General features: G+C 61.6%; 19 protein-coding genes and 2 pseudogenes. 16 read left to right on the top strand and 5 right to left on the bottom strand.

Features of this window, described 5'->3' with window-relative positions; genetic code table 11:
- Positions 1-326 precede the first annotated feature (326 nt).
- Positions 327-845 (top strand): hypothetical protein, encoded by a 519-nt coding sequence (locus tag VGC13_RS30055; protein ID WP_331129037.1) that lies wholly within the window; start codon positions 327-329, stop codon positions 843-845.
- Between the two features lie 269 nt (positions 846-1,114).
- Positions 1,115-6,265, top strand: a complete 5,151-nt coding sequence (locus tag VGC13_RS30050) for a hypothetical protein (protein WP_331129036.1) — start codon at positions 1,115-1,117, stop codon at positions 6,263-6,265.
- 179 nt (positions 6,266-6,444) lie between these two features.
- On the opposite strand, the gene VGC13_RS30045 is transcribed toward VGC13_RS30050, so the two are convergent.
- Positions 6,445-6,693 (bottom strand): hypothetical protein, encoded by a 249-nt coding sequence (locus VGC13_RS30045; RefSeq protein WP_331129035.1) that lies wholly within the window; start codon positions 6,691-6,693, stop codon positions 6,445-6,447.
- 158 nt (positions 6,694-6,851) lie between these two features.
- Here VGC13_RS30045 and VGC13_RS30040 point away from each other — a divergent pair, with 158 nt between their 5' ends.
- Entirely contained in the window at positions 6,852-7,091 is a 240-nt protein-coding gene (locus tag VGC13_RS30040) for a helix-turn-helix domain-containing protein (protein ID WP_331129034.1), read from the top strand.
- A 13-nt stretch (positions 7,092-7,104) separates the two neighbouring features.
- On the opposite strand, the pseudogene VGC13_RS33565 reads toward VGC13_RS30040, so the two are convergent.
- Positions 7,105-7,317: pseudogene (locus VGC13_RS33565) on the bottom strand (hypothetical protein); the annotation flags it as partial.
- Positions 7,318-7,414: 97 nt separating this feature from the next.
- Between VGC13_RS33565 and VGC13_RS30035 the strand changes: the two are divergent.
- Positions 7,415-7,723, top strand: coding sequence for a hypothetical protein (locus tag VGC13_RS30035; RefSeq protein ID WP_331129033.1), 309 nt, complete (start codon positions 7,415-7,417; stop codon positions 7,721-7,723).
- Positions 7,724-8,137: 414 nt separating this feature from the next.
- Here VGC13_RS30035 and VGC13_RS30030 read toward each other — a convergent pair whose 3' ends face one another.
- Both VGC13_RS30030 and VGC13_RS30025 read right to left on the bottom strand, forming a co-directional pair.
- Complete coding sequence (locus VGC13_RS30030; RefSeq protein ID WP_331129032.1) at positions 8,138-8,458, bottom strand: hypothetical protein; 321 nt, start codon at positions 8,456-8,458, stop codon at positions 8,138-8,140.
- 922 nt (positions 8,459-9,380) lie between these two features.
- A complete protein-coding gene (locus VGC13_RS30025; RefSeq protein WP_331129031.1) occupies positions 9,381-10,196 on the bottom strand; it encodes a class I SAM-dependent methyltransferase in 816 nt (271 codons plus the stop codon).
- Between the two features lie 465 nt (positions 10,197-10,661).
- Between VGC13_RS30025 and VGC13_RS30020 the strand changes: the two genes are divergently transcribed.
- The 3 genes from VGC13_RS30020 to VGC13_RS30010 all read left to right on the top strand — a co-directional run bounded on the left by VGC13_RS30020 (position 10,662) and on the right by VGC13_RS30010 (position 13,292).
- Positions 10,662-11,378, top strand: coding sequence for a hypothetical protein (locus tag VGC13_RS30020; protein WP_331129030.1), 717 nt, complete (start codon positions 10,662-10,664; stop codon positions 11,376-11,378).
- A 289-nt stretch (positions 11,379-11,667) separates the two neighbouring features.
- Entirely contained in the window at positions 11,668-12,018 is a 351-nt protein-coding gene (locus tag VGC13_RS30015; RefSeq protein WP_331129029.1) for a helix-turn-helix transcriptional regulator, read from the top strand.
- Positions 12,018-13,292: a type II toxin-antitoxin system HipA family toxin gene (locus tag VGC13_RS30010; RefSeq protein WP_331129028.1), complete on the top strand. Its 1,275-nt coding sequence runs from the start codon at positions 12,018-12,020 to the stop codon at positions 13,290-13,292. The genes VGC13_RS30015 and VGC13_RS30010 overlap by 1 nt, the downstream gene beginning before the upstream one ends.
- Positions 13,293-13,501: 209 nt before the next feature.
- Here the strand turns inward: VGC13_RS30010 and VGC13_RS30005 are convergent, their stop codons facing one another.
- Positions 13,502-14,428, bottom strand: a complete 927-nt coding sequence (locus VGC13_RS30005; protein WP_331129027.1) for a hypothetical protein — start codon at positions 14,426-14,428, stop codon at positions 13,502-13,504.
- A gap of 319 nt (positions 14,429-14,747) precedes the next feature.
- On the opposite strand from VGC13_RS30005, the gene VGC13_RS30000 reads away from it, so the two are divergent.
- The 9 genes and pseudogenes from VGC13_RS30000 to VGC13_RS29965 all read left to right on the top strand — a co-directional run bounded on the left by VGC13_RS30000 (position 14,748) and on the right by VGC13_RS29965 (position 21,972).
- Positions 14,748-15,530 carry an ion transporter gene (locus VGC13_RS30000; RefSeq protein WP_349264269.1) on the top strand — a complete coding sequence of 261 codons (783 nt, stop codon included), beginning with the start codon at positions 14,748-14,750 and terminating at the stop codon, positions 15,528-15,530.
- A 431-nt stretch (positions 15,531-15,961) separates the two neighbouring features.
- On the top strand, positions 15,962-17,581 hold the full coding sequence (locus tag VGC13_RS29995; protein ID WP_331129025.1) for an AAA family ATPase: 1,620 nt from the start codon (positions 15,962-15,964) through the stop codon (positions 17,579-17,581).
- Between the two features lie 56 nt (positions 17,582-17,637).
- Positions 17,638-18,411 carry a hypothetical protein gene (locus tag VGC13_RS29990; RefSeq protein WP_331129024.1) on the top strand — a complete coding sequence of 258 codons (774 nt, stop codon included), beginning with the start codon at positions 17,638-17,640 and terminating at the stop codon, positions 18,409-18,411.
- A gap of 281 nt (positions 18,412-18,692) precedes the next feature.
- Positions 18,693-19,091: a hypothetical protein gene (locus VGC13_RS29985; RefSeq protein WP_331129023.1), complete on the top strand. Its 399-nt coding sequence runs from the start codon at positions 18,693-18,695 to the stop codon at positions 19,089-19,091.
- A complete protein-coding gene (locus tag VGC13_RS29980) occupies positions 19,088-19,807 on the top strand; it encodes an ATP-binding cassette domain-containing protein (protein ID WP_331129022.1) in 720 nt (239 codons plus the stop codon). Before VGC13_RS29985 ends, VGC13_RS29980 begins: the two co-directional genes overlap by 4 nt.
- An 84-nt stretch (positions 19,808-19,891) precedes the next feature.
- Positions 19,892-20,368, top strand: a complete 477-nt coding sequence (locus VGC13_RS29975) for a hypothetical protein (protein WP_331129021.1) — start codon at positions 19,892-19,894, stop codon at positions 20,366-20,368.
- Positions 20,365-20,688, top strand: a pseudogene (locus VGC13_RS33745) (class I SAM-dependent methyltransferase); the annotation flags it as partial. The gene VGC13_RS29975 and the pseudogene VGC13_RS33745, both read left to right, overlap by 4 nt.
- A gap of 41 nt (positions 20,689-20,729) precedes the next feature.
- A complete protein-coding gene (locus VGC13_RS29970) occupies positions 20,730-21,101 on the top strand; it encodes a hypothetical protein (RefSeq protein ID WP_331129020.1) in 372 nt (123 codons plus the stop codon).
- 259 nt (positions 21,102-21,360) lie between these two features.
- Positions 21,361-21,972, top strand: coding sequence for a plasmid pRiA4b ORF-3 family protein (locus VGC13_RS29965; RefSeq protein WP_331129019.1), 612 nt, complete (start codon positions 21,361-21,363; stop codon positions 21,970-21,972).
- Positions 21,973-21,994 lie beyond the last annotated feature (22 nt).

The raw sequence follows: 21,994 nt of genomic DNA, 5'->3' as shown, positions 1-21,994 counted from the left end.
CTCTGCAGGTCGGTGCGCTTGGGCATCTATCGCTACAGTGTGGCGTCTGCGTGCGCGAGCGCCGGCCCGTCCGCGCAAGTTTCGCGGCGAGCCGGCGCGGAGTGCCGATCAGGCTGTCGGTCGGGGCGGGAATATAGGATGAGCAGCGGCGGGAGGAAAGATGAAAGGCTTCAGATCCAGCCGTGCCGTCGATCGTTCGTTTCGAGTTGAGATAATCGGGATAGAATCAGGAAGCGATTTTCGCCCTTGCATCTGAACGCTCAGGGAATCAGATTCTTCATCTGGGCTCATGACGAGTGAAATGATCTCTTGACTCTAGCGAAACGATGGCCGGCACATTCAACGCATATATAAAAGGTGCTGCGGAGGCAAAGCCGCGGATGCCATTAATGCATTCATGTCGCGTGCAAATTTTTCGTGAGTTAGTCGACAAGGACAGATTGATTCCGAGTGCAGCCGACGACTATGGTGGAAAGCCGCTTCTTTTCTTTTTCTACGGAAGGCCAGCATTCCGTGTAGACCACGGCCACGAGGCCAGTTCACAGCTTAGGCTACATCCAGTTTGTCTGGTTCTGGAGCCAGATTGTTTGACTAGTATTGAGCGCATCCTTCCGTTTGACAGCGGTGCTTATTACCGGGGTATGTTCGACCGCCACATGAATGGACATTCCTGCGAGAACTTTGAACTGGACCCTTCTTTGGACATGCCCGCGCGTCTGGTCAACCGCTTCTTTGGGTCGAATGAGCTATACTTCTCAGGCACTCCTCAGATCGTCTCGATGCCTCCCTTCGAACTGGAGGCGCACAGCTACCACTCACTGATTCATGACACAGGTTGGGACTAGTTTTGATGATCGCCGGAGCTCGATTGAAGTCCAGACGAACGCACCACTGATTCTAGATTCTACAGTCGTGAAGGCGATGGTCGTTCCATCTGTGATTGTTGATCACAACCCCGCGTTAGACGGTGCTCTTCAGCGGTGGGATGCGGATCTGCTTACTTATCCAATGTTCCACGTCAACCCTCGTGAGTCTACGCTTCTGCTTTTCGATCGAGTCCATGAATATCTAGCACGCCATCAATATGTCTGAAGTACCTATCCTCCCTGCTCGAATGATCACCATTGGGGTTGCAAACCCGACCGGCATTCCTAGCGGATTTTCTTATCCGATTTTCTCTCCGGACGGTGTTCAGACATTTGTCCAAGTAATGGACGAGAACAACCGTATAACGGGTTTCGAAGAACTGGTGCTCGGACCTGGTGAATTTTACCCTGTCTCTCGGTCACTGAGTCGATCAGTTGGTGAGCTTGCAGCTTTTGGGTTCATGTTCTCCTTGACTGACATCATCATTGCGGAGCGTAGCGCGCTTATACGGGTGCTGCGCCGACGGATAAGCGTGTTTACCTCTCGTCCTTTTCTTCGATTGGAGATTGCGCAATTTGTGAATGACGAGTCCCTCTTGCAGGGAGCAATCGAGGCCGCCTTCCGCACTCTCGTTACGAGCGGCGAAGAACGGGCACGGCGCTGGCTACGCTCTGTGCAGCCCAGCGATGACCGTCCTACGATTGCACTCGTCTTCTATCTCCTAGAACGGCTACGGGCGGCTGCAAGCACTCGCTTAACGTTGGAACCTGGTCCCGCGGTGGAATGGCCAATCGCAACTCTTTTCTTTGAACCGGTGGAGGGCGCCCACGTACGAGAGATCGTTTACGTTAGCCCTGAACCTACAAAGTTTGATTTTGAAAAGCTTCAGCGCGTGTTAGCTGCCGGTATCCCGGGTGAAACATTGGTGGACAGATTACAATTCACTCCTGATGCGTTCGCTACCATTCTAACGGTGGGCGATTTAGCACGCGGAATCTCCGATAGACTGACCCCCCCGTCGCTGAGGAATATAGCCCCTGAGAACTGGTGGGCGGTTGATCTAGCGCGAGTTTTTCCACATAATCTTTCGAGTGAAGGATCCTTCGCTGAGAGATGGACTCAGGTAGCTCCCGTTGATGTATTACAGAGAGTGCGCGTGCTTTCTTTACCGCCAGACGAGCTCATGCGTCTACTCGTTCGTGAGACTCTTAAGTCTTACTTCAAGCGTCCACAAATCCAGAAAAATGATCCCCTTCAGGATCTATTAACACTCGTACAACAGCATTCAGGGCACGGTTCACTCCAATATCGTGAGGTTCTGTTACACCCCTTTGATTTTATTCAGGGTGAGAGACTTGAACATTCTGGCAAATGGATCCGGGGTGACGCGCTGCTTCAGCAAACCGGCTCTGGAATGGGTAATCTGCTCGTCAGCAAGTTGATTGCACAAGATTTCAGTGCGGCGGACTACCTTCATCGACCTGAATTCGATCAGGCTTGGGAGCTACTTAGAACGCGTCAGCGCCTAGTGATCACTGGCCCCTTAGGCACCGGCAAGAGTTCGTTATGCCGGTGGTTGGCATTTCAATACTTGTCACACTATCCAGAACAGCAGATCTACTCCTTATCTGTTGATTCAATCGGTGACCTAGTAACGGAGCACGACTTCGTGCAGGGGCGTTTGGGAATGGATGGCTTGTTCATCATTGATGACCAGCAACTCGCCCCAGACGCGGTCGATCGGATTCTCCAGCTATTCATGGGTATCGACCGTAGCCGTGCATGGGTCGTTGTTAGTTCCAGCCTCTCCTTCACACCTACGCAAGCGGGTAGCGTCCGTGAATCCGGTGGAGTTTTAGACGACTACGCTACTGTGAGATTGGCACCCCTTTCAGAAGCAGAATTCGGTCAATTCATGAATAACTATCGGTTTAGTCCAGGTCGCGAGATTGATCTTCAAATTGGTAATGAGACGTTGTACCGACTTTCGAATGGTATACCTGGCCATGCTCTGATCATTGCGCGTACGGTTGCCTCAGGAAAATGGACTCTTAATCCGAACAACATCCTCGCTGTATCAACATCCGAACTCCTGATTCGGTGGGTGCTTGATGCCCTTCCCGCTCATATAACCCGAGCCAAATTTGACAATGATTTCGCTCCTCTTTTCGTTCTTGGTGCAACTGGGCTTCCGGTTTCACATCTGTGGGGAGAATCGGCGAGCTTACTTCTTCAGGCTGGAGTCATCGAACCCATTGATGTCGAATCGGGCAGCGCTCCCGCATCAGGGTATTACCGGCCTGTGAGTCTAGAGCTATTCATGCAGATTGCACAAATATACGGAAAGAAAACCGAAGATATTTTGGATATTGCCTATAGACGTGAACCCGAACGATTTCCGGATCTAATTGATCGCTTCAGCCGCACGGCTCGGCGAGGACGCGGACGTAAACGCAGTCTACAGCGTTTCATCGAAGCCAATCTAATGGACATTGCGGATCATCTCCACAGTTTGAAGCATGCCATTCCCCTTCGTGGTGTCGTTGATGTGCTCGTTGGCATTCGCCGCGTCTCACGCAAACTGGCACGCCAGTTAGTCAGTGCTCTGATGCACAAGGGGAATAGCCCCAACGAGCAATTCTGGAAGACGTTTCTTGTTCCGGAGCGGTCATCTGAGCTGCAGGATGTTGGACGTTTCTTTACATCTCTGGCAGATATTCGCCCTGGACTTACACGCCGAATTGGCAGGTTCCTCGATGATGATGTCACCGTTCATTTCTTAGGAGACATCTGTCGGCTTCGCTCCCCGCGATTGGACACGATTGGATCATATCTCCAAGCCCTTACTAGGGTATCTCCAAAGGTTGCACGCGAGCTATTTGATGACTTTTATGAGGAAGGGCTTTTGGAACTCAAGGGGCGGAGCCTTGAAAGCTACCCGCAGAAACTGCTTCTCTGGTTACGCTTTTGCGATGCGATCCGCTACGTAGATAGAGGTGCCAGCAGAGATTACCTGTCACGAGAGGTACCAAGTGAGAAGATGATTGCTGCTGTGATCACCGCGCGAGACTTTGGTGATTTGCGTGAGATGCTGTTGCTCTACCGCAAGTTAGCCGTGCGAGAAGCATCCGGGATCATTTTGGATCTGTGGACAGGGCATCGAGGAGTGCTCCGTCGGCTTCTAACCCAAGAGTCTCAGTTGGACCACCTCACGAACTATCTTTATGCGTTATCTAGGGCGAACCGCCGCATCGGAGTTCAAATCGCCTATGATGTGCGACCGCATATTGAAACATTGCTTGGAGGTGTTAAACGTCACAGATCGCTTGGCTCAACGCTGCGGAGCCTTTCTAAGGCAATCAGTCCGCGTTTTGGGCGCGATATAGCAGGGGCAATCAATCGGACAGAATTAGTGAAGAGTCTGCAGAGCGAGTTGCGAGATATAGATCGCGTAGGTGTGACGCTCATGAATATTCATGCCGTCTCGCCGGAATTGTCGGAATGGACGGTTGAGCACTTAGCATATTCGCACTATCTCATACTCGGAGCAACTTACGACCTCCGTCGGCTGGTTCAACTGATCCGCGGATTACTTGTAACTAGTAGTCCGGAGCATCGCGCCCATCTAGTAACCAGGATGCTTGAGGACCAGTTACTTATCACAGAATTTGCGGAGGCTTGGAACGACACCTCCAGCCTGAGTACCATTGCTTTTGCAACATCAGCGTTCTTAAATATCCCGATCAGTGCAGATAGCCTCGCCAGGTTAATGGGACGGTCCAGCCGAGAATCCATGGAATCCGAGATCCTTACGCGAGTCTCATCTGCAGATAGCTTAGTGCAACTTGCTCACGGATTGCTGGCAACCGCCCGGCTCGATCCCAATCTGGCTGAAACCGCCCTGTCTGGGATATCGGAGCGAATAATTCCTTTTGATTCCGGTGATGACCAAGAAGATTTGGTTGAGGTCGGACAATTTCTCCAAGTTGCCGCAGCTGTGGACCCGAAACCAGCAATGGTAATTGCGAGTCGCACAGTCAATCGCCTTTCAGTGTTGCGGCGCCCGCGTGAGGAAGCAAATCTCGGGCGCATCGGACACTTCTTGATGGGTTTGTATTCAGTGTCGCGAGTCAAGGCTGTCAGCATTGCCGGCGACCTCGTAAACGAAGAGCATTTAAGTGACAGGTTATATTACAATGATGAGCCATGGAACTGTTTGCTATTTGCACGCGTTCTCGCAAAAATCGATGTTAGAGCCAGCCGTTCGTTTGCCTCTAAGCTGATAAGTGTACTTGGATCAGAAATGGAAACGATGATTGAGGTGGAGTCGAACGCGAGCCTACTTGCTCAGTGGTTCTGGACTGTGAAGCAGGCCGGTTTGGACTTCCCGAGCGCGAGATATATTGACTTAGCACGCGAGGTTGCGGGCTTCGATTCAGACCTTTACCACCTAGTGGATTTAGGGACCTCTATGCTAATCGGTGAGCCTACTTTTAGTGACTCAGCCGAGTGGCTAGTTCGCTCCATTCGTGCATCAGCGAATCAAATCCGTAATGCCAACCACCTGACGTCTATCGTCAATCTACTACATCGCGTTCGCAGGATTCAGCGGGCGGTAGGCGACACTGACCTTGAATACGAGTTGGTACAACGATTTGATGAAGAACAGATTGAGAAGCTCCTAATGCACGAGCGGAGCTCACTTGTGATGGCCCACGCGTATTTGCTGCTTAGTTCGATCGGTGGTCGCAAACCAGCTTATTTGAATGGCATTCTTCACCGGCTCCGCCCGCTCATTGTTCGGAGAGCTGCCGAATCGCGTAGTCCATTGGACCGGATACTCTCCCTGTCAATGCTCGGAGGTGAATCCGACCTCGTGGAGGGAGCTGCCCAAAGCGCCATCTGGAGGGAACGCATTAGCAGATCACCCCGGCGAGCCTGGGAACTCGGCCTTGCCGCGGTTATATCCCGTGCTTTTGAAAGACGTGAGGAAATCAACCCGTTGGCGTCTCTCGTAGTAAATGACACGGTTTGGAGCGCAGTGCTGACGGATGCACTCGGTGAGGAGCCGACAAACCTCGAGTTCGGGCTGACACGTCATTGGGTAGCATTAACAGCCCCACCTGATTTTGAGCAGAACCAGATCAAGAGTTCGTTGCGTGAGCGGATTGCAGAGGCCGAGGGTTTGCCTGCATGGCTTTTGTCGCAACCGGCCGGATACGCCGACGTCGCCGGACAACTCTACCCGTTATGGGTAATGACACGCGATTCCGTTCTCCGGAGTACTTACATATCGTGGGAAGATCAGATCGAACAATTTGTCAGTCGGGCCGCCTACGATCAACATTTTGCGTGGGATGTTACCGATCTCTTGAAGAATTCGATCCTGGTTGATTGACTACCGTAGTGCGGGATTTCAAGAAGACACTCATGCGGTCCAGTTGCCATAGCCTGCCGACGCCGCTGCCGAGGCGGAGCCACATCGGTGGCTGAACATAGCCGGGAAGTGCCCCTTCCCGGCTACTCTACTGCGTCAGCCGTGCACCGCTCCCACCCCGCACCTCTCAGAAACCGGCTTTAGGCCCGCTGAGCCCCTCCCCCGCCCACCCACTTCGCCACCGACTCTGACGCGTGCCGGAGATCATCACCGAACTCGAGGACGGCTTCCGCCACGAGCAGGTCCATCGATAGCTCGTCCTCCGGCACGTGGCGCGCGAGCTTGATCGATGCCATGGCGATTGCCTCGAACGCCCCGAAGCGATCCGTCAGCATTTCGAGAAGTCGCCCCGGCGAGGTAAAGGTGCCGTTCACAGCTTCGGTTCGCATATCGCTCCTCCGTTCGGTTTGCGCCGCCGACACCGCACACCTACAATGCTGGATTCCGCTGTCACGAGGCAGTGATGTCGCATGTTCATCACCTGCATGTAGACTAATCTGATTGCATCGCAGTGTCAACAGATTCGTCTTCATCGGAAGCGAGGCGCATGGCTCAGCCGGAGAAGCTGCGGAAGGGAGTTGCCGAGGTCCTGCACGAAAGTGAACTGCCCCGCACCTTGGTAGCCAAGGATGCGGAGCTTGGCCGCGCGACGCTCGAATCGTGGCTCTCGGGCCTGCGGAATCCTTCGCCGGAGTCGGTTGCGCAGATCGCGTCTGCGCTGGAGAAGCGTGCGGAGCGGCTGCAGCGGCTCGCGGCCAAGCTGCGCAAGCTCCTCGCGGAGAGTTGAGCCGGGGCGTTTACCAGCCGACGGACATGACGTATGTGGCGTCGGCCAAGTCGGGTCCGTCATGAACGTGGCCGGGTTGCTGTTGACCAGGACCACGCGATACCGCTCCTCGCGCAACGCCCGCACCGCCTACGTGCCGCTGTAATCGAACTCGGCCGTCTGGCCAATGACGATGGGCCCGGAGCCCCAGGATGAGGATGCTCTGCAGGTCGGTGCGCTTGGGCATCTATCGCTACAGTCGGGCGTGCGTGCGCGAGCGCCTGCCCGTCTGACGTCCGGCGCTCCCGTCATGCTCCCGATCTGCCCCGACCAGCCCCATCCACATGGAAACGACTGACCTGGAGAAATACCTCCAGAGCGCGATCGCGGAGCACCTGGACGGCGATGCCTCGCGCTTCGAGGAGTTGTGGGAGCGGGTCCCCGGGTTCGGGCAGACGATCCGCGGCCTGACACGGGACATCGGCGACGTGCAGTGGAAAAGCCGCACCCAGGACGGGTGGTATTGCGTCGACACGGGCTCCGGGCACGACGTCTATCACCAGGAGCGCGGCATCGTCTCCGGCCGCCGGACCTTCGCTTCGGAAGCCGCTGCGGGGACGTACTTTCTGCGCGTCCTGGGCTATCTGCGATGATCCGCATCGATCCGCGGACCCGCGGTGGACCGAATGGATCGGGAGACGATCCAGGCGCTGCGCGATCCTGGTCACCGGGACGACGGCACCCATCAGCCGCGGGCGAAGGTCTACGATCCGGAACGGTTCACGTGTGGATGGTGCGCACAACCTGACGCTCGCAGCCCGCCGTCCTCATCGAATGCCCCGACGCCGAGACGGGGGCGCGGGCGCTCGGCGGCGCCCACGTCACGGCCGTCACCCCCACGGTGCTGTGCCTGGACGCAAAGACCCGCAAGCACCGGCCCGTCGGCGATGCGGCGAGCCGGCGAAGGATGCGATGCAGTGCCCGTGGTTCACTTGTCAGTCCTGTAGCTGTCGGGCCCTCGCGGATTTGCTCCCGGAGTGACTTCGCGCCTGCCGTGGGTTCTTCACTCACCGCGGAGCGCCAGGCGGTACCTTCACGGCCCTCCACGCTCCCCCACCGGCGACGGTGCCGCTCATCCCGTCGCCGGTGACCTGGCCGGAGAAGCGGCGGGTCACCGGCCTCCCGTTCACCCGTTCCGTCAGGGTGAGGTCGATCCGGTCCCCCACCAGTCGTCCGCTCACTCCCCCCGGCCCGGTGAAGCGCTGGAACTGCTGCCGGAGCTGCAGCGTGACCCGGCGTCCCTCCGGGGTGGTGAGCGTCCACGTCCCAGCCACCTGTGCCGGGATGGTCCAGGCGTACACCGTCGCCCAGCCAGTGCCCTGGTTCACCCTCACCCGCACGAAGGTATCCGGCTCGCCACTCCTGAATCGCCCCTACTGCGTGCGAAGCCCGACCTCCAGCGTCAGCAGTAGCACGGACCGGTAACCTCGCCGAGACAGACATGCATTCCGCTACAACTGCCGCCGTCGCACGTGCCATCGTTGGTTGCCGCCGCCACGCGTCCGTATACCGTCCCCCGCCCTACCGTGCTGTCCTGTGTGGCGAAGACCTCCACCTTCAGCGCCTCGATGTTCAGGCGCAACTTCTTCCGGTTCGTGTTCATCGCTTAGCCCTTCCCCTTTTTCAATAATGGTGGCCGGTTTGTGACCTTGCCGAAGCATTTCCCCACGCATCCTACGCACTCAAGTTATACTAATTTGTTAGGTGCACTCCGGAGGGTAATGTCCTTGATGGGTGCCGGACAAGTACGGGGGTCGTCTACACGTTCCTTCATCCACAAACCACAGGGGCGCAGGAGAGGCGGAGAGATCGGCGACGTTCTGTTCGAACCGCAGGGTACATCGGCGGCACGCGCGCGAGCGTCGGCCCGGTGCGCTTCCGGCCGCCGAGGAGGGGACGAAGGTCGAACCCGGCTCTGAGCCCTTCCCGCGCGTTGCTGTTGCCCAGGATCACGCAGTACCCATCTTCGCGAAGGGCGTGCACGGCCTGTGTGCCGCTGTAGTCTAACTCGGCCGCCTTGGCGAATGACGACGGGCCCGGGAGTCCAAGATGAGGATGCTCCGCAGTACGGTGCGGCTGGGCATCATCGCTACAGTGGGTTGCGCGAGCGCCGGCCCGTCCGCGATCCGGCGAGTCGGCGCGGAAGGATGCGATGCAGTGCCCGTGATTCACTTGCCAGTCGGCCTACGGTTGTCGGGCCCTCGCGGATTGTTCACAGAGTGACTTCGCGCCAGCTCGTGGGTTCTTCGCTCACCGCGGAGCGCCAGGCGGTACCTTCACGGCCCTCCACGCTCCCCCACCGGCGACCGTCCCGCTCATCCCGTCGCCGGTGACGCGGCCGGAGAAGCGGCGGGTCACCGGCCTGCCGTTCACCCGTTCCGTCAGGGTAAGGTCGATCCGCTCCCCCACCAGCCGTCCGCTCACTCCCGGCCCGGTGAAGCGCTGGAACTGCTGCCGGAGCTGCAGCGCGACCCGGCGTCCCTCGGGGGTGGTGAGCGTCCACCGCCCCGCCACCTGTGCCGGGATGGTCCAGGCGTACACCGTCGCCCAGCCGGTGCCCTGGTTCACCCTCACTCGGACGGTGGTGTCCGGCTGCCAGTCACCCATGTGGAAGGCGTGCGACACCACCCGGGTGCCGGGGCGCAGCTGCTGGAACAGCCTGGGCCGGAGCTCCAGGTTGAGGTTTTGGAAGAGGTACAGGGTGACGATGCTCGCCGTGCGAAGGTCGGTTTCGAACAGATCCTGCCGGCGAAAGCGCACGCGGTCCTGCACCCCGCGCCTGCGGGCATTGGCGGTGGCTTCCTCCACCCGCACCGGGTCGATGTCCACCCCCACCCCCCGCGCGCCGAAGCGCCGCGCCGCCTCGATCACGATGCGCCCATCCCCGGAGCCCAGGTCGTACAGCACGTCGTCGCGGGTGGGGTTCACGAGCGCGAGCATCTGCGCGACCACCTCGGGCGGCGTCACGACGAAGGGCACGTCCAGCCCGGGCGGCTGCTGCGCCGCCAGGGGAAGCGCGAAGAGCGCCATGACGGCGCCCCGGAAAAGTCGAGCGGCAGTGTGCACCGGTGTTCCTCCTCAAAAGTGGCGAAGCCGGAAGATACTCCCCCGGGAGAGCCCGCGGCTACCGTTCGATCGGCGCCCCAGCTCCGCCACCCGTTTCGCGGACGGGTTTCCACCGCCTGACAGCTGGCGAGGGATGCCGGCCGAACCGGCCCGGATCGAGGAGCACGCGACTCCATGCTTACGCGCAGGAACTCAGGCTCTCCAGTCCGGGGCTACCGTGCCGCACTTGCTGCCCCCCCTGCGCCCCAAAGGGTGACGCACACCCAGCACAGGAAAAATTACGTAACACCAGTTAGGAAAGGGTTTAGGTTCCATTCCTACAAGGCGTTTTCCGTGGTGCCAACCTTGCGCCCGGCCGCACCGCTGGCCGGTACATCGAATCTCCCTCCGGCCTGTCGCATCATCACCTTGTAATTGTGGGGCTTCATCATGATCTGGTGGCGCGGACAGGGGGTTTGGGTTCTGTTGCTCGCCGTCGCCCTTGCGGCGCTCCCGGCCTGCGCCGAGACGCAGGCTCGCGCCGATGTCGCGGAGCCCGCGACCCCGCCGTCCGGGCCCTTCGCCGCCGCGCCGGGCGACACGGCGGGTCCGCCGAGTGCTTCCGTCTTCGTTGGCTGCGGCTTTCTCCTCATTGAGAACCACGGCCGCACCACCTTTACCGTGTTGCTGCGCGGAGAGCACGTGGTGCAGCTTCCGCTGCAGGACCAGACCGTCTTTGACCTGGACGAGGTCCTGGTTGAAACCACGACGGCGTCCGCGGAGCTCATCGGAGCGCCCGCCGCGCGCGGCGAAGAGCTGCTGCGCCGTCACATGGAGTGGGAGGCCGAGTGGACCGCGCGGCAGCACGGCTGGACCGGGTTCCGGCCCACGGGCGCGCCCCTCGACCTTGGGACGGGCATCCCGGCCATGCTGTGGGGCTACGATACGCCCACGCCGCTGAACGTGATGGGGCAGTCGGTCACGGGCGTGATGTACCTGACGGCGGCCGTAGACGACGTGGTGTTCGTGCTTTCCGCACCATTGCGGGCAGGCGACGACCCGGCCAGGGTCGGCCGGAAGCTGCGAGACGATGTGCGCACCCTGCGGAAGAGCCCGTCGCCGGTGGACCCGGTTGCCTTCTCGCGGCAGCTTCAAGCCGCGCCGCAGCCGTGGGATGGATGCCGGAACGGCGGCCGTCGCTGACACCGTCATGATCGTGGCCGGGTTGCTGTTGGCCAGGATCACGCGGCACCCTCTTCGCGCGGAGGGCACAGACAGCCTGCGTGCCGCTGTAGTCGAACTCGTCCGCGTGGCCGATGACGATGGGCCCAAAGCCCAGGATGAGGAGGCTTCCGCAGGTTATTCGCTTGGGCACCTATTACTACCGTCGGTTGCCCGTGCGCCCAATGCCGGCCTCGGTGAAAGTCGATTATAATTGACATAAAACCTTGTTGCGCATACCATCTTGTTCAACCATGACCGGGAGAATAAGATGCCGCGTCAGAAGAAGCAGATCACCTACGCCCACGCGGCTCCCGCCGCGGTAGAGCAGTCGGTCGCGCAGGTGGGCCGGCAGATCGCCATCGCCCGGTTGCGCAGGGGCTGGCGGCAGCAGGACCTGGCGGAGAAAGCCGGCATCACGCGCGCGACGCTCGTCGGCATCGAACAGGGAAAGCTGGGGACCGGGTTCGGTGCTTACGTGGCCGTGCTGTGGGCGCTCGGCCTCCATCAGGACGTGGTGCAGCTCGCGGCGCCGGACAGGGACGCCGAAGGGCTCACCCTGGAAGCCGCGCGGCTCCCCAGCCGGGCACGCCCGTCGTCCACCCTGGACGACGACTTCTGATGCCGCCGCGCAGCGAGTGCTTCGTCTACATCCAGCTGCCGGGCACGCTCCAGCCGGTGGTGTGCGGCCGCTTTGGGCGAGCGCGCACGCGTGACGGCGGAGTCGTGGGCCGGTTCGTGTACGGCCGCAGCTATCGCGAGCGCCCGGACGCCGTGCCGCTGGACCCCATCCACCTTCCTCTCGCGCCGGCGGTCTACGAGACCGCGCGGCTGGACGGGGTGTTCGGCGCCCTGCGCGACGCATCGCCCGATGCGTGGGGGCGGCGCGTCATCGAGCGGATCGCCGGACGGCCGCTGGACGAGGTGGACTTCCTGCTGGAATCGCCGCAGGACCGCGCCGGCGCGCTGTCGTTCGGACGCGGGCCCGTTCCGCCGGCGCCTGTCCGGGAGTACAACCGCGTGGTGCGGCTGCAGGAGCTGCGGCACGCCGCCGCGCTGCTGGAGGACGACCGTCCGGGTGAACCCGTGCCGGCGCAGATCCTGGATCTGCTGGATCCGGGAAGCTCGCTGGGCGGCGCGCGTCCCAAGAACGTGGTGGAGGATGACGACGGGCTCTGGATCGCCAAGTTCCCGCAGCGCGGCGACCGGTGGAACAACGCCCCGGTCGAATCGGCGATGCTGAGCCTGGCGAGCCGCTGCGGCATCCGCGTGCCGGCAACGCGCGTGGAGCAGGTTGGCGCCGAGTCCGTGCTGCTGGTCAAGCGCTTCGACCGCGAGGCGGTGAACGAGGGCGGCGCATGGACCGGATACCTGCGCTACCGGATGGCGAGCGCGCTGACGGTGCTCAATGCGGAAGATGCACCGACGGATCGCCGCAACTGGTCGTACGTGCTGCTGGCCGACGAGCTGCGGCGGTGGTCCGCCCGGCCGCGGGACGACAGGGCTGAGCTGTTCCGACGCATGGTGTTCAACGCGCTGATCTGCAACGTGGACGACCATCCGCGCAATCACGCGCTGATCGCTCCCGGCCGGGATTGGCGGCTCGCCCCGGCGTACGACCTGACGCCCAACTCGCGGCAGGGCACGGAGGAGCGCAGGCTGGCGATGGAGTGCGGCCGCCTGGGCCGCCTTGCGAGCCGCGAAAACCTGATCTCGCAATCGCCCCGGTTCGGCCTGAACCCGGACGAGGCGAACCGGATCGGGGACGAGATGAAGAAGGTCGTCGCTCGCTTCTGGCGCACCGAGGTGCGGCGCCACGGCGGCAGCGAGCGCGACTGCGACGTGATCGCGCCCGCGTTCGTGTACCCGGGGTTCGCGTATCAATCCGAGCCGTAGCCGCGCTCCCAGTCGGGATTGGCCATGATCCGGACCGGGTTGCTGTCGGCCAGGATCACGCGCTCAGCCCTCTTTGCGCAGGCGCCGGCGCGGGGTGCGGGACAAACTGTCGGTCGGGGCGGGAATCACCGCGGCGCGCGGCGGTCCGGAACGTTCCGGCGCTCCAGGAAAATGGGAAGACCCGGACGACACCACGGGGCGCGCAGGCCCTACCGCCGACGCCGCCACGTGACCAGGAGGTCCCGCAGGCGCGGATGCAGCCTTCGCCTCAGCTCCTCGGTGGGAGGCTCGTCGGGAGCAACGTTCTTCAGTATCCCGTAGACGTGCTCCGCGGCAGCGGGATCTCCGGCCTTGATGTGATAGAGCCCGACCGCGTAGAAGTACGCCGTGAGCTCCGAAACGTGAACGCGCTTTCTGCCGCCAAGCAGGGCACGAATGTCGAGCCCGCCACCGAGTGCTTCGAGCGCGCCGTCCAAATCGCCGTCGCGAAGGCACAGCTCGGCGTAGTTGACGCGTGCGAACAGGTACTGCGGATTCCGCCGGTAGTTCTCGCGGACGGTATCCTCGACGCTAGGGACGTCTCCCAGCGCGCTATACGCGCCACTCAGCCAGTTGAAGAACATGGGCAGCGGCTCGCGTTCGATCCACGCACGCAGTTCCGTTACCGCCGCCCGCGGATCATCGTGCAGCAGCGCGTGCAGCCCTGGCATTGCCTCACGTGTTTCCGGGGAGAGCCGCGAATGCCACGACAGGTCCATGGGTCCGTAGACAATCTCCAGCGCCTGCGCTGCCGCCTGGCTGCGGCGGCGCATCTTTCGCTTTGATGACATCTGCGGGCGATCGTCTAATGACGGGGAGCCGGGCGCAAGCTCAACATCATTCCGCACCGGTTCCGTTACAAGTGAACGAAGTGCCGCAAAGGTATCATCGCGGCTGGCTGTTAGCCAGCACCACGCGGCAGCCTTTTCGGGCAGCACCCGCACCGCCTGCTTACCGCTGTAGTCGAACTCGTCCGCCTGGCCGATGACGATGCGCCCGGAGCCCACGATGAGGATGCTCTGCAGATCGGTGCGCCTGGACATCGATTGTTGGTCTTCGTGCGTGCGCGAGCGCCGGCCCGTCGGCGCAAGCTTCACGGCGAGCCGGCGCGGAGTGGCTAGTGATCGGGGGATACAGGATAGCCGAGGCGGGAGAAAGGACGATCTGACCGCGAAAAGCGGCGAGCCGGTCCGACAGGAGAGTGAACTCGGTCCGCCTTGGCGATGGATCGAACGTCGTCCGGCCCGCTCGTGCTGAAAACCTGCCCTCCATAGGTGGGCAGGTGATGGGCGGCGTGCCGAACACCCTCCCGAGCCTGCCGGAGTGCCCCTGAACACCACACGTGAACGCCAGGGATGGGCCGGGGATGCGCCCGCGGCCGTCCGCGACACCGCCATCCTGTCCACGCGGCGGAGTGTGCGCCGACGCGTCTGGGAAATCCTGGAGGCCGCACAACCGGAAGGCGTGGCCAGCCGACGGTTCGAGCTCTTCATGCTCGCACTGATCGCGCTGAATGTCGCGGCCGTGATCCTGGAGTCCGTCCGCTCGGTGGGGGAGAGATTCGGGACCGCGTTCGCCCTGTTCGAGGCGTGCTCGGTCCTGGTCTTCATCGCGGAGTACGCCGCCCGCCTCTGGTCGTGCGTGGAGGCCCCGCACTCCCGCGGCGCGGTGCGCGAGCGGCTGCACTTCGCGCTGCGGCCCATGGCCCTGGTGGACCTGATGGGCTTCGCGCCGTTCCTTGCGACGCTGGGCACGGCGGACATGCGCGTCCTGCGCGTGTTACGGCTGTTGCGTCTGGTGCGGCTGCTCAAGGTGGGCAGGTACCTGGCCGCCTTCGTGCTGCTGCGGCGGGTGCTGCAGGCCAAGCGCGAGGAGCTGATCATGAGCATCGCCCTCACGTTCGTGCTGCTCATCGTGGCCTCGTCCATCATGTACTTTGCCGAAGGCGAGGCGCAGCCGGACAAGTTCTCCAGCATTCCCGCCAGCATGTGGTGGGCGGTCGCTACGCTCACCACCGTCGGTTACGGCGACGTGTATCCCGTGACCATGCTGGGCCGGGTGGCGGGCGGGGTCCTGGCGCTTCTGGGCATTGGACTGTTCGCGCTCCCCACCGCCATCCTCGGCTCAGGCCTGGTGGAGGCCGTGCAGAGCGCCCGCCCGCCGCAGGAATGCCCCCACTGCGGCCATCCGGTGCGCTGACAAGCGTACGCGTCCAGATCACAGGGTGCCGAAACGAGCACTGGCCGCCTCTCCCTGCGCGAGAGGCGGCCAGCGTTCGCCGCAGCATGAAGTAAGCTACTCGGCCGATGACGATGGGCGCGGAGCCCAGGATGAGGATGCTCTGCAGGCCGGTGCGCCTGGGCATCTAACGCTCAGGTTGTCGTGCGTACGCGAGCGCCGGCCCCCTCCGCGCATCTTCGCGGCGAGCCGGCGCGGAGTGCCGGACAGGTTGTCGATCGGGTCGGGAATATAAAGCCCAAGCGCAACTCGGCTAAAGACACCTGTGTAGTCCAAGAGGATATCGATTAGGCAGGAAGATCTGATACCGGCCTCTTGCAACGACAGAAGACCGCATGTATGCTGCCCCGCAACACGCGCCTAGATTGTTCACTCATTCCTAAATCTCCAGAATGATAAAAGAACTGACCGTTGGCAACATACGGCTGTTCGCCGGAGAGGATTGGGCCTTTCCCATGTACCCTCTCACGGTCTTGTGCGGCACTAACAGCGCAGGGAAATCCACCTTAGCTAAGGTGCTATTACTTCTCCGCCAAAGTGAAGGTATTCGCGAGAGTCAGGGGGCTCGAGCAGGCCGCCTGCGATTCGTAGGTAGCCAAGTAGATCTCGGATCATATCGCTCACTGGTTTCATTCAACGATATTTCTCGTGATATCGTGATTGGAATATCTGTTGAGGATCGGAATCCGGTATACCTGAAAGGGTTTAAAGTTACTGAGCCCGACTCGTGGCTATTCGAGAAGACGTTTGATGAGGTACCGCAAAAGTGTTCAGTGAAAGGTATATTTAGGTTCTCGGGGGTTTCTGTGTCAAACGAAACCGATGACGAATTGATCTCGCTCAGCAAGCATTCACAAATGACTACCCGAGGGTGGTTGCGAGGTGCCGATTTTGAGATAACCGTAGGAGAGGACGTGATCCTCAGGTTTCGAGTGGAAGCTATCCCGTTCGGAGAACGTGATAGTGGAAGACCCGACTACACCGTAATTTTACCCCGTGATTACTTCGAACAAACCGGTGGTTTTAGACTGTTTTACTTAGACGATCAAGCAGATCAAGAATACGTTCGTATTGATGCTGATTTGCACGGATTGATGCCCGACAGGATTGTCGTAGATGTACGGAATAGGTTTCTCCGTCCGCGCTTGGCACGAGCAAATTCGGATGGGCAGCAACAAAACTGGCCGCTGCCGCGGCCAATCCCCAGTTTATTATCAGTTCTCCGGTCTGCATTGCGGAATATTCACTACCTCGGGCCACTTAGAGCGCCTGCGAAGCGGTACTATCTCGCACAGCAGGACTTAGACGCTCCTCTAGACCCCGCTGGTGAGTTTCTGCCATTCGTGTTGAAGGAGCAGGATACCATCCTTTCATGGTTTGTAGCCCCGAACTCAAGGTGCACGGCCACGGAGATCTCGCTGCAAAGTGCGCTAAACCAATGGCTCTATTATATGCGCACCGGCCTTGATATTGAGCCGATGCCTTTGCAGCCCGAGATTGAGATATCTACGACAAAAGGAGCATTGGTAGAGTTCGAAATCCGCTCCGCAGGCGATCACGCGTTCCACTCGCTCGCTGATTCCGGATTTGGCTATTCGCAAATACTTCCTATCTTAGTTCGTGGTCTGCTCGCGGCTCCAGGAAGTACACTCATTATTGAGCAACCAGAACTCCATCTCAACCCTGCGTTGCAGGTCCGCTTAGCCGAATTTTTTGCAGCTATGGCGTGTGCTGGAAAGCAGGTAATCCTTGAAACCCACAGCGAGCACATAGTGAACGCACTCCGCGTACTTGCCGCTGAAGATGTTTCAGGGAAACTGGCCGAACTCACTGAAATCTTCTTTCTGGATACATCTCCAGAGGGGTCAGCCGCCCACAGATTGTCCGTTAAACCAGATGGGACAGTGCCGGACTGGCCGACCAATTTCTTCGGAGAAGCGCTTTCACTTAGCGGAAGGCTTCTTAGAGCACAACGGCGCTTCCGTAAAGCCAGTCGTCCGGAGGGTGATTGATGCCTCCGCTCTTAGCTGCGTCTCCTGTCATTCTTGATCAATCCTTCCCGCGGTCCGTGGACGAACTACAGATCGTTGCGATCGCCCTAGGTGAACTTACGGATCTTGTGGCGAACGATGAAGCGCATTTGGTGCTGACGGAGAGCCTTCGCGATTTGGTTGAAGCACTAGATTGGTCCGAACCCCGACCATACGCCTTGCTGACTGAAATATACCGACTCCTGACGCTTCTATTCCTCCAGCCGCGTCCCGGGTTGATCGATGTAGATGTCTCTTCCGCAGAAGGAACTCAATCTCACCCAATCCCGATTGGGTGCCATGATACGGGCTTGGTTGAATACTGGGCTGAAGAAATGGGTAAGCTCCTGGTTCTACATGATTCCGCAGTGACGGACGACGGATTTTTCATTGGGATAGCTTGTCCGTTTGCGTTCGCAGGCGAGACAAGAACTCGGTATCCTGAAGACAGTCCGCGTGCTTTTCCGTTGGTGGGACTGGCCGATCTCCCTTCACTTGAGGATGCGTACCAATGGGATGTACCCGCAAATGTGCTGCGGCAGCGTGTCAGCTTCCGACAGGCATTTGCGAATTGTCACGCAATAGGTGCGCAAGCTGTCGAAAGTCCTCCCGGTGGAAGCCACTACAAGGTGATATTTCCAGGAAAAAGGCCATGGCCGCTTGATAAAAATGTGGATCCCATTGCGGATAGATTCCTTGACCAACTTACCGATATTACAGGATTTTCTAAAGGAGCCGTGCGATTTGCTCTGACGCAGGGTCAACTCCCTCCGAAGAAACTCCGTCTGCCGCAGCATGAAACGGGGCGGTGACCTAGTCTACTCACGACAGCGACTGAACAACCGCCGGAAAGCTCTCGCGCGGCCTTCCGCAACTGCTTCAGATGGCGTAGACGGTCTACGACAACCTCGAGCCGGGCAGTTCTTCGTAGCGGCGGCCCGGTCGCGGCCATGGACCCGACGCCCGGGATGAGGATGCGCTTAAGGTGGGGAGCCGGGCGGCCACGGTAGTTGCATGCGCGCGAGCGGAACGCACATCTTCCGCTGTGGGCGTATCCGCACCCGCGGCTGCGGGGACCCCGTCACACACCCAGATGCACAAGCCGCACTTCCTGCTCGTCGCACCGCTCCCGGGCGTGTTCATCCGGCGCTCGGCGGCGTACTGGGTGCTGCTGCACCTCTTTCGCGCAGTCCTCATGCTCTGGGCGGCCGCGTTGAGCAAAGTGCCGATCGAGCCGGCGGAACTGCTGCCCGGCGGCAATCCGCTCGTGCCTGCGCTGGTGGTGGGCCTGGGGATGCTGCAAGCCAGGCGAAGCGACGAGGACCTGTACCTGGCCAACCTGGGCTATGGCTGGCCCACCATCGCCGCCTACCTGCTGGTGCCCGCGGCGACGCTGGAGGTGGCGTTCACCATCGGCCGGCTGGTGTGGTCGGGGGCGGCGGCGTACGTAGCGATGGCGCTGATAGGGCTCGGCCCGGCGTTCGCCGCGTGAGCGCGGCGGCGGACACCATCCTTACGGCCGACTGCATCGGCAAGCGGTTCGGGGAGCGGAAGGTGCTCTCGGCGGCGACCGTGCACGCCGACCGGGGCGTGGTGACGGCGCTGATCGGCCGGAACGGCTGCGGCAAGAGCACGCTGCTGCGGATCATGGCGGGGCTGATGGCGCCCGACCACGGCACGGTGCGCTTTCGCGGCGCCGTGTACACCCGCACGCGCCTGCACCGGCTGGCGCGGCAGGGGCTGTTCCTGCTCCCCGCGGACCGCTGCACCCTTACCCGCACGCTCACCCTGCGCCAGCACCTGGACGCCCTGCGGACCCGGTTCGGCCTGCCGCCGGGCGATGCCGCGCTGGAAGCGCTCAAGATCACCCACCTGCTGGACCGTGCCGTCGGCACGTATTCCGGGGGCGAGCAGCGGCGGGCGGAGCTGGCCCTGGCCATCGTGCGCGCCCCCGACTGCCTGCTGGCCGACGAGCCGTTCCTGGGCATCACGCCGGTCGACACCGAGGTGTTCATCGCCGCGTTCCGCGCGCTGGCCCGGCGCGGAACGGCGGTCATCGTGACGGGGCACGAGGTGCCGTTCATCCTCTCCGTCGCGGACACGGTGACGTGGCTCCACTCCGGCACCACCCGCCCGCTCGGCCCGCCGGAAACGGCCAGGCACAACTGGCTGTTCCGGCGCGAATACCTCGGCGTCCGTGCCAGGTGACGCTCGTTCCGGTGGATGTGCCGGGCTGGCGGATCGCCGCTCGATGCCCATCCAGGACTCTGATCTGCCCGCACACTCCCGATCATGACGACTCCAGACCTCAATGGATATCTCCACGGTGTCGTGGCGGAGCACCTGGATGGGGACGCCGCGCGCTTCGAGGAGCTGTGGGAGCGGCTCCCCGGGCTCGCGCAGACGGTCCGCGACCTTACGCGGGATATCGGCGACGTCCACTGGAAGAGCCGCACACAGGACGGCTGGTATTGCGTCCAGGCAGGCTCGGAGTACGCCGTCTATTACCAGGAGCGCGGCATCGTCTCCGACCGCCGGGCGTTTTCTTCGGAAGCCGCAGCCGCGACGTACTTTCTGCGTACGCTGGGATACCTGGATGAGGGGAGCCCACGCGAGCAGCGGTTCAACGCGTTCATCGCGGAAGCACCTTCCCGCACGCAGCTGACGCGCCGGACACCCGTCATCCGGCGTTCCAGCCACGCACCCTTTCCGCTACATTCGGCGCCGGCCGTCCGTGCGCCCGATGACACCGAAAGGAAAAACGCGTGACTCAGTACGACACCATCGCCCTCGACTACCAACGGATCTCCGCCACCGTGCCGCTGCGCGAGGCAGAGTGGTACTCGCTTCACCAGCGGCTCGGCGACCTCACCGGGTTTTCGGTGCTCGACCTGGCCTGCGGCGACGGAATGGGCACGCGGCTCATCAAGCGGTGGGGCGCCGCGCGCGTGGTGGGCGTCGACATCTCGGCGCAGATGATCGCGCTGGCGCAGCAGCGGGAAGACGCGGAGCCCATGGACATCGAGTACCGTGTCGCGGACGCCGCGACCCTGGGCGGCATCGGCCCGTTCGACCGCGTCGCGGCGGCGTACCTGCTCACTACGCCGAAAGCCGCGAGCAACTGCTGCAGATGGCGCGGACGGTCTACGACAACCTGCAGCCGGGCCAGCCGTTCGTGGCGAGCATCGCCAATCCGCTCCAGCCGCCGCGGCCCGTCGTGGACCACCGGAAGTATGCGTGGAGCTACCGGCTGCTGGATGAGACGCTGCAGGAGGGCGCGAATCTCCGCGGCACGCTGTACCTCGGCGCGAACATCGTGGAGTTCGACTTCTACTGGTGGTCGTGGGCCACGTACGAGGAGGCGTTCCGCACGGCGGGATTCAGCGCGTGCACCATCGAGCCGTTCCTGGTTCCCCCGGACACGGAGAACAAGCGCGGCGAGGGCTTCTGGGACGAGTACATCGCCGCACCCTCGGCGATGCACATCATCTGCGAGAAGTAGAAGCACGGATCGGCGCCCTGGGATCTGATCCGGTAATCTTTCCAGGGTGGCGGACGCGCAGGTGCTTCGGACGCCGCATGGTGCCTGGCCGCCGAGTCCGCGAAGGCGGACTTCGCGATTTTCCAGCGGCGAATTCATTCGCTCCCGCGGGCGGATGGCACGTTATCGATCAGGCCGCAGGGGCATCAGGCCCAGCTTTGGCGGATAGTGTCAAACGGCGGGGGTGCGGACAGCACGCCCGCCGTGTACTTTGTGCACCATGCCATCCGAAACCCCGCCCCGCCCCCCCGCCCGCCGCGGCCGGAAGCCCAAGCCGCGGCTGCTGGAACTGCGCATCACCCTCGCGGACATCCAGCCGCCGATCTGGAGGCATGTCCGCGTGCCGGACGCGTACACGCTGCACCAGCTGCACCGCGTGATCCAGCTGCTGTTCGGGTGGCTGGACTACCACCTGTACGCATTTCAGATCGGCGAGCGGCGCGTCGAGGCTCCGTACGAGGACGCGGAGGACGAGGACTCCACCGCGTTCCGGCTCCGCGACCTGGAACTCGGCAGAGGAACGCGGTTCACCTACACGTACGACTTCGGCGACAACTGGGTGCATGAGATCGCCGTGCAGGGCGTCTACATCGCCATGCCGATGGACGGCGAGCCTGGACTCCCCGTGCTGTTCGGCGGCGAGCGCGCGGGGCCGCACGAGGATTCGGGCGGGCCGTGGGGATATCAGGAGATGGTGGAAGGGTTGCGCGACCCCGATCACCCGGAGCACGGGGACTACCGCCGCTGGGCCGGCGATTACGATCCCGAGCGGTTCGACGTGCGGACGGCGCGCAACAACCTCACCCTGGCCGCTGCCTGGGGCGCGATCTGAGAATGCCCGCTCCGCGACGAAA

Origin of the sequence: Longimicrobium sp. (genome assembly GCF_036399255.1) — a bacterium.
In the GTDB taxonomy this organism is placed as follows: Bacteria; Gemmatimonadota; Gemmatimonadetes; order Longimicrobiales; family Longimicrobiaceae; genus Longimicrobium.
Note: the sequence above shows the minus strand (reverse complement) of the source record. Positions and strands in the feature narration are given on the sequence as shown.

What these genes read in the sequence shown, in the direction of transcription:
- VGC13_RS30055 (WP_331129037.1), top strand. Translation starts at nt 327, where the DNA reads ATGGCCGGCACATTCAACGCATATATAAAAGGTGCTGCGGAGGCAAAG.
- VGC13_RS30050 (WP_331129036.1), top strand. Translation starts at nt 1,115, where the DNA reads ATGATCACCATTGGGGTTGCAAACCCGACCGGCATTCCTAGCGGATTT.
- VGC13_RS30045 (WP_331129035.1), bottom strand. Translation starts at nt 6,693, where the DNA reads ATGCGAACCGAAGCTGTGAACGGCACCTTTACCTCGCCGGGGCGACTT.
- VGC13_RS30040 (WP_331129034.1), top strand. Translation starts at nt 6,852, where the DNA reads ATGGCTCAGCCGGAGAAGCTGCGGAAGGGAGTTGCCGAGGTCCTGCAC.
- VGC13_RS30035 (WP_331129033.1), top strand. Translation starts at nt 7,415, where the DNA reads ATGGAAACGACTGACCTGGAGAAATACCTCCAGAGCGCGATCGCGGAG.
- VGC13_RS30015 (WP_331129029.1), top strand. Translation starts at nt 11,668, where the DNA reads ATGCCGCGTCAGAAGAAGCAGATCACCTACGCCCACGCGGCTCCCGCC.
- VGC13_RS30010 (WP_331129028.1), top strand. Translation starts at nt 12,018, where the DNA reads ATGCCGCCGCGCAGCGAGTGCTTCGTCTACATCCAGCTGCCGGGCACG.
- VGC13_RS29995 (WP_331129025.1), top strand. Translation starts at nt 15,962, where the DNA reads ATGATAAAAGAACTGACCGTTGGCAACATACGGCTGTTCGCCGGAGAG.
- VGC13_RS29985 (WP_331129023.1), top strand. Translation starts at nt 18,693, where the DNA reads ATGCACAAGCCGCACTTCCTGCTCGTCGCACCGCTCCCGGGCGTGTTC.
- VGC13_RS29975 (WP_331129021.1), top strand. Translation starts at nt 19,892, where the DNA reads ATGACGACTCCAGACCTCAATGGATATCTCCACGGTGTCGTGGCGGAG.
- VGC13_RS29970 (WP_331129020.1), top strand. Translation starts at nt 20,730, where the DNA reads ATGGCGCGGACGGTCTACGACAACCTGCAGCCGGGCCAGCCGTTCGTG.
- VGC13_RS29965 (WP_331129019.1), top strand. Translation starts at nt 21,361, where the DNA reads ATGCCATCCGAAACCCCGCCCCGCCCCCCCGCCCGCCGCGGCCGGAAG.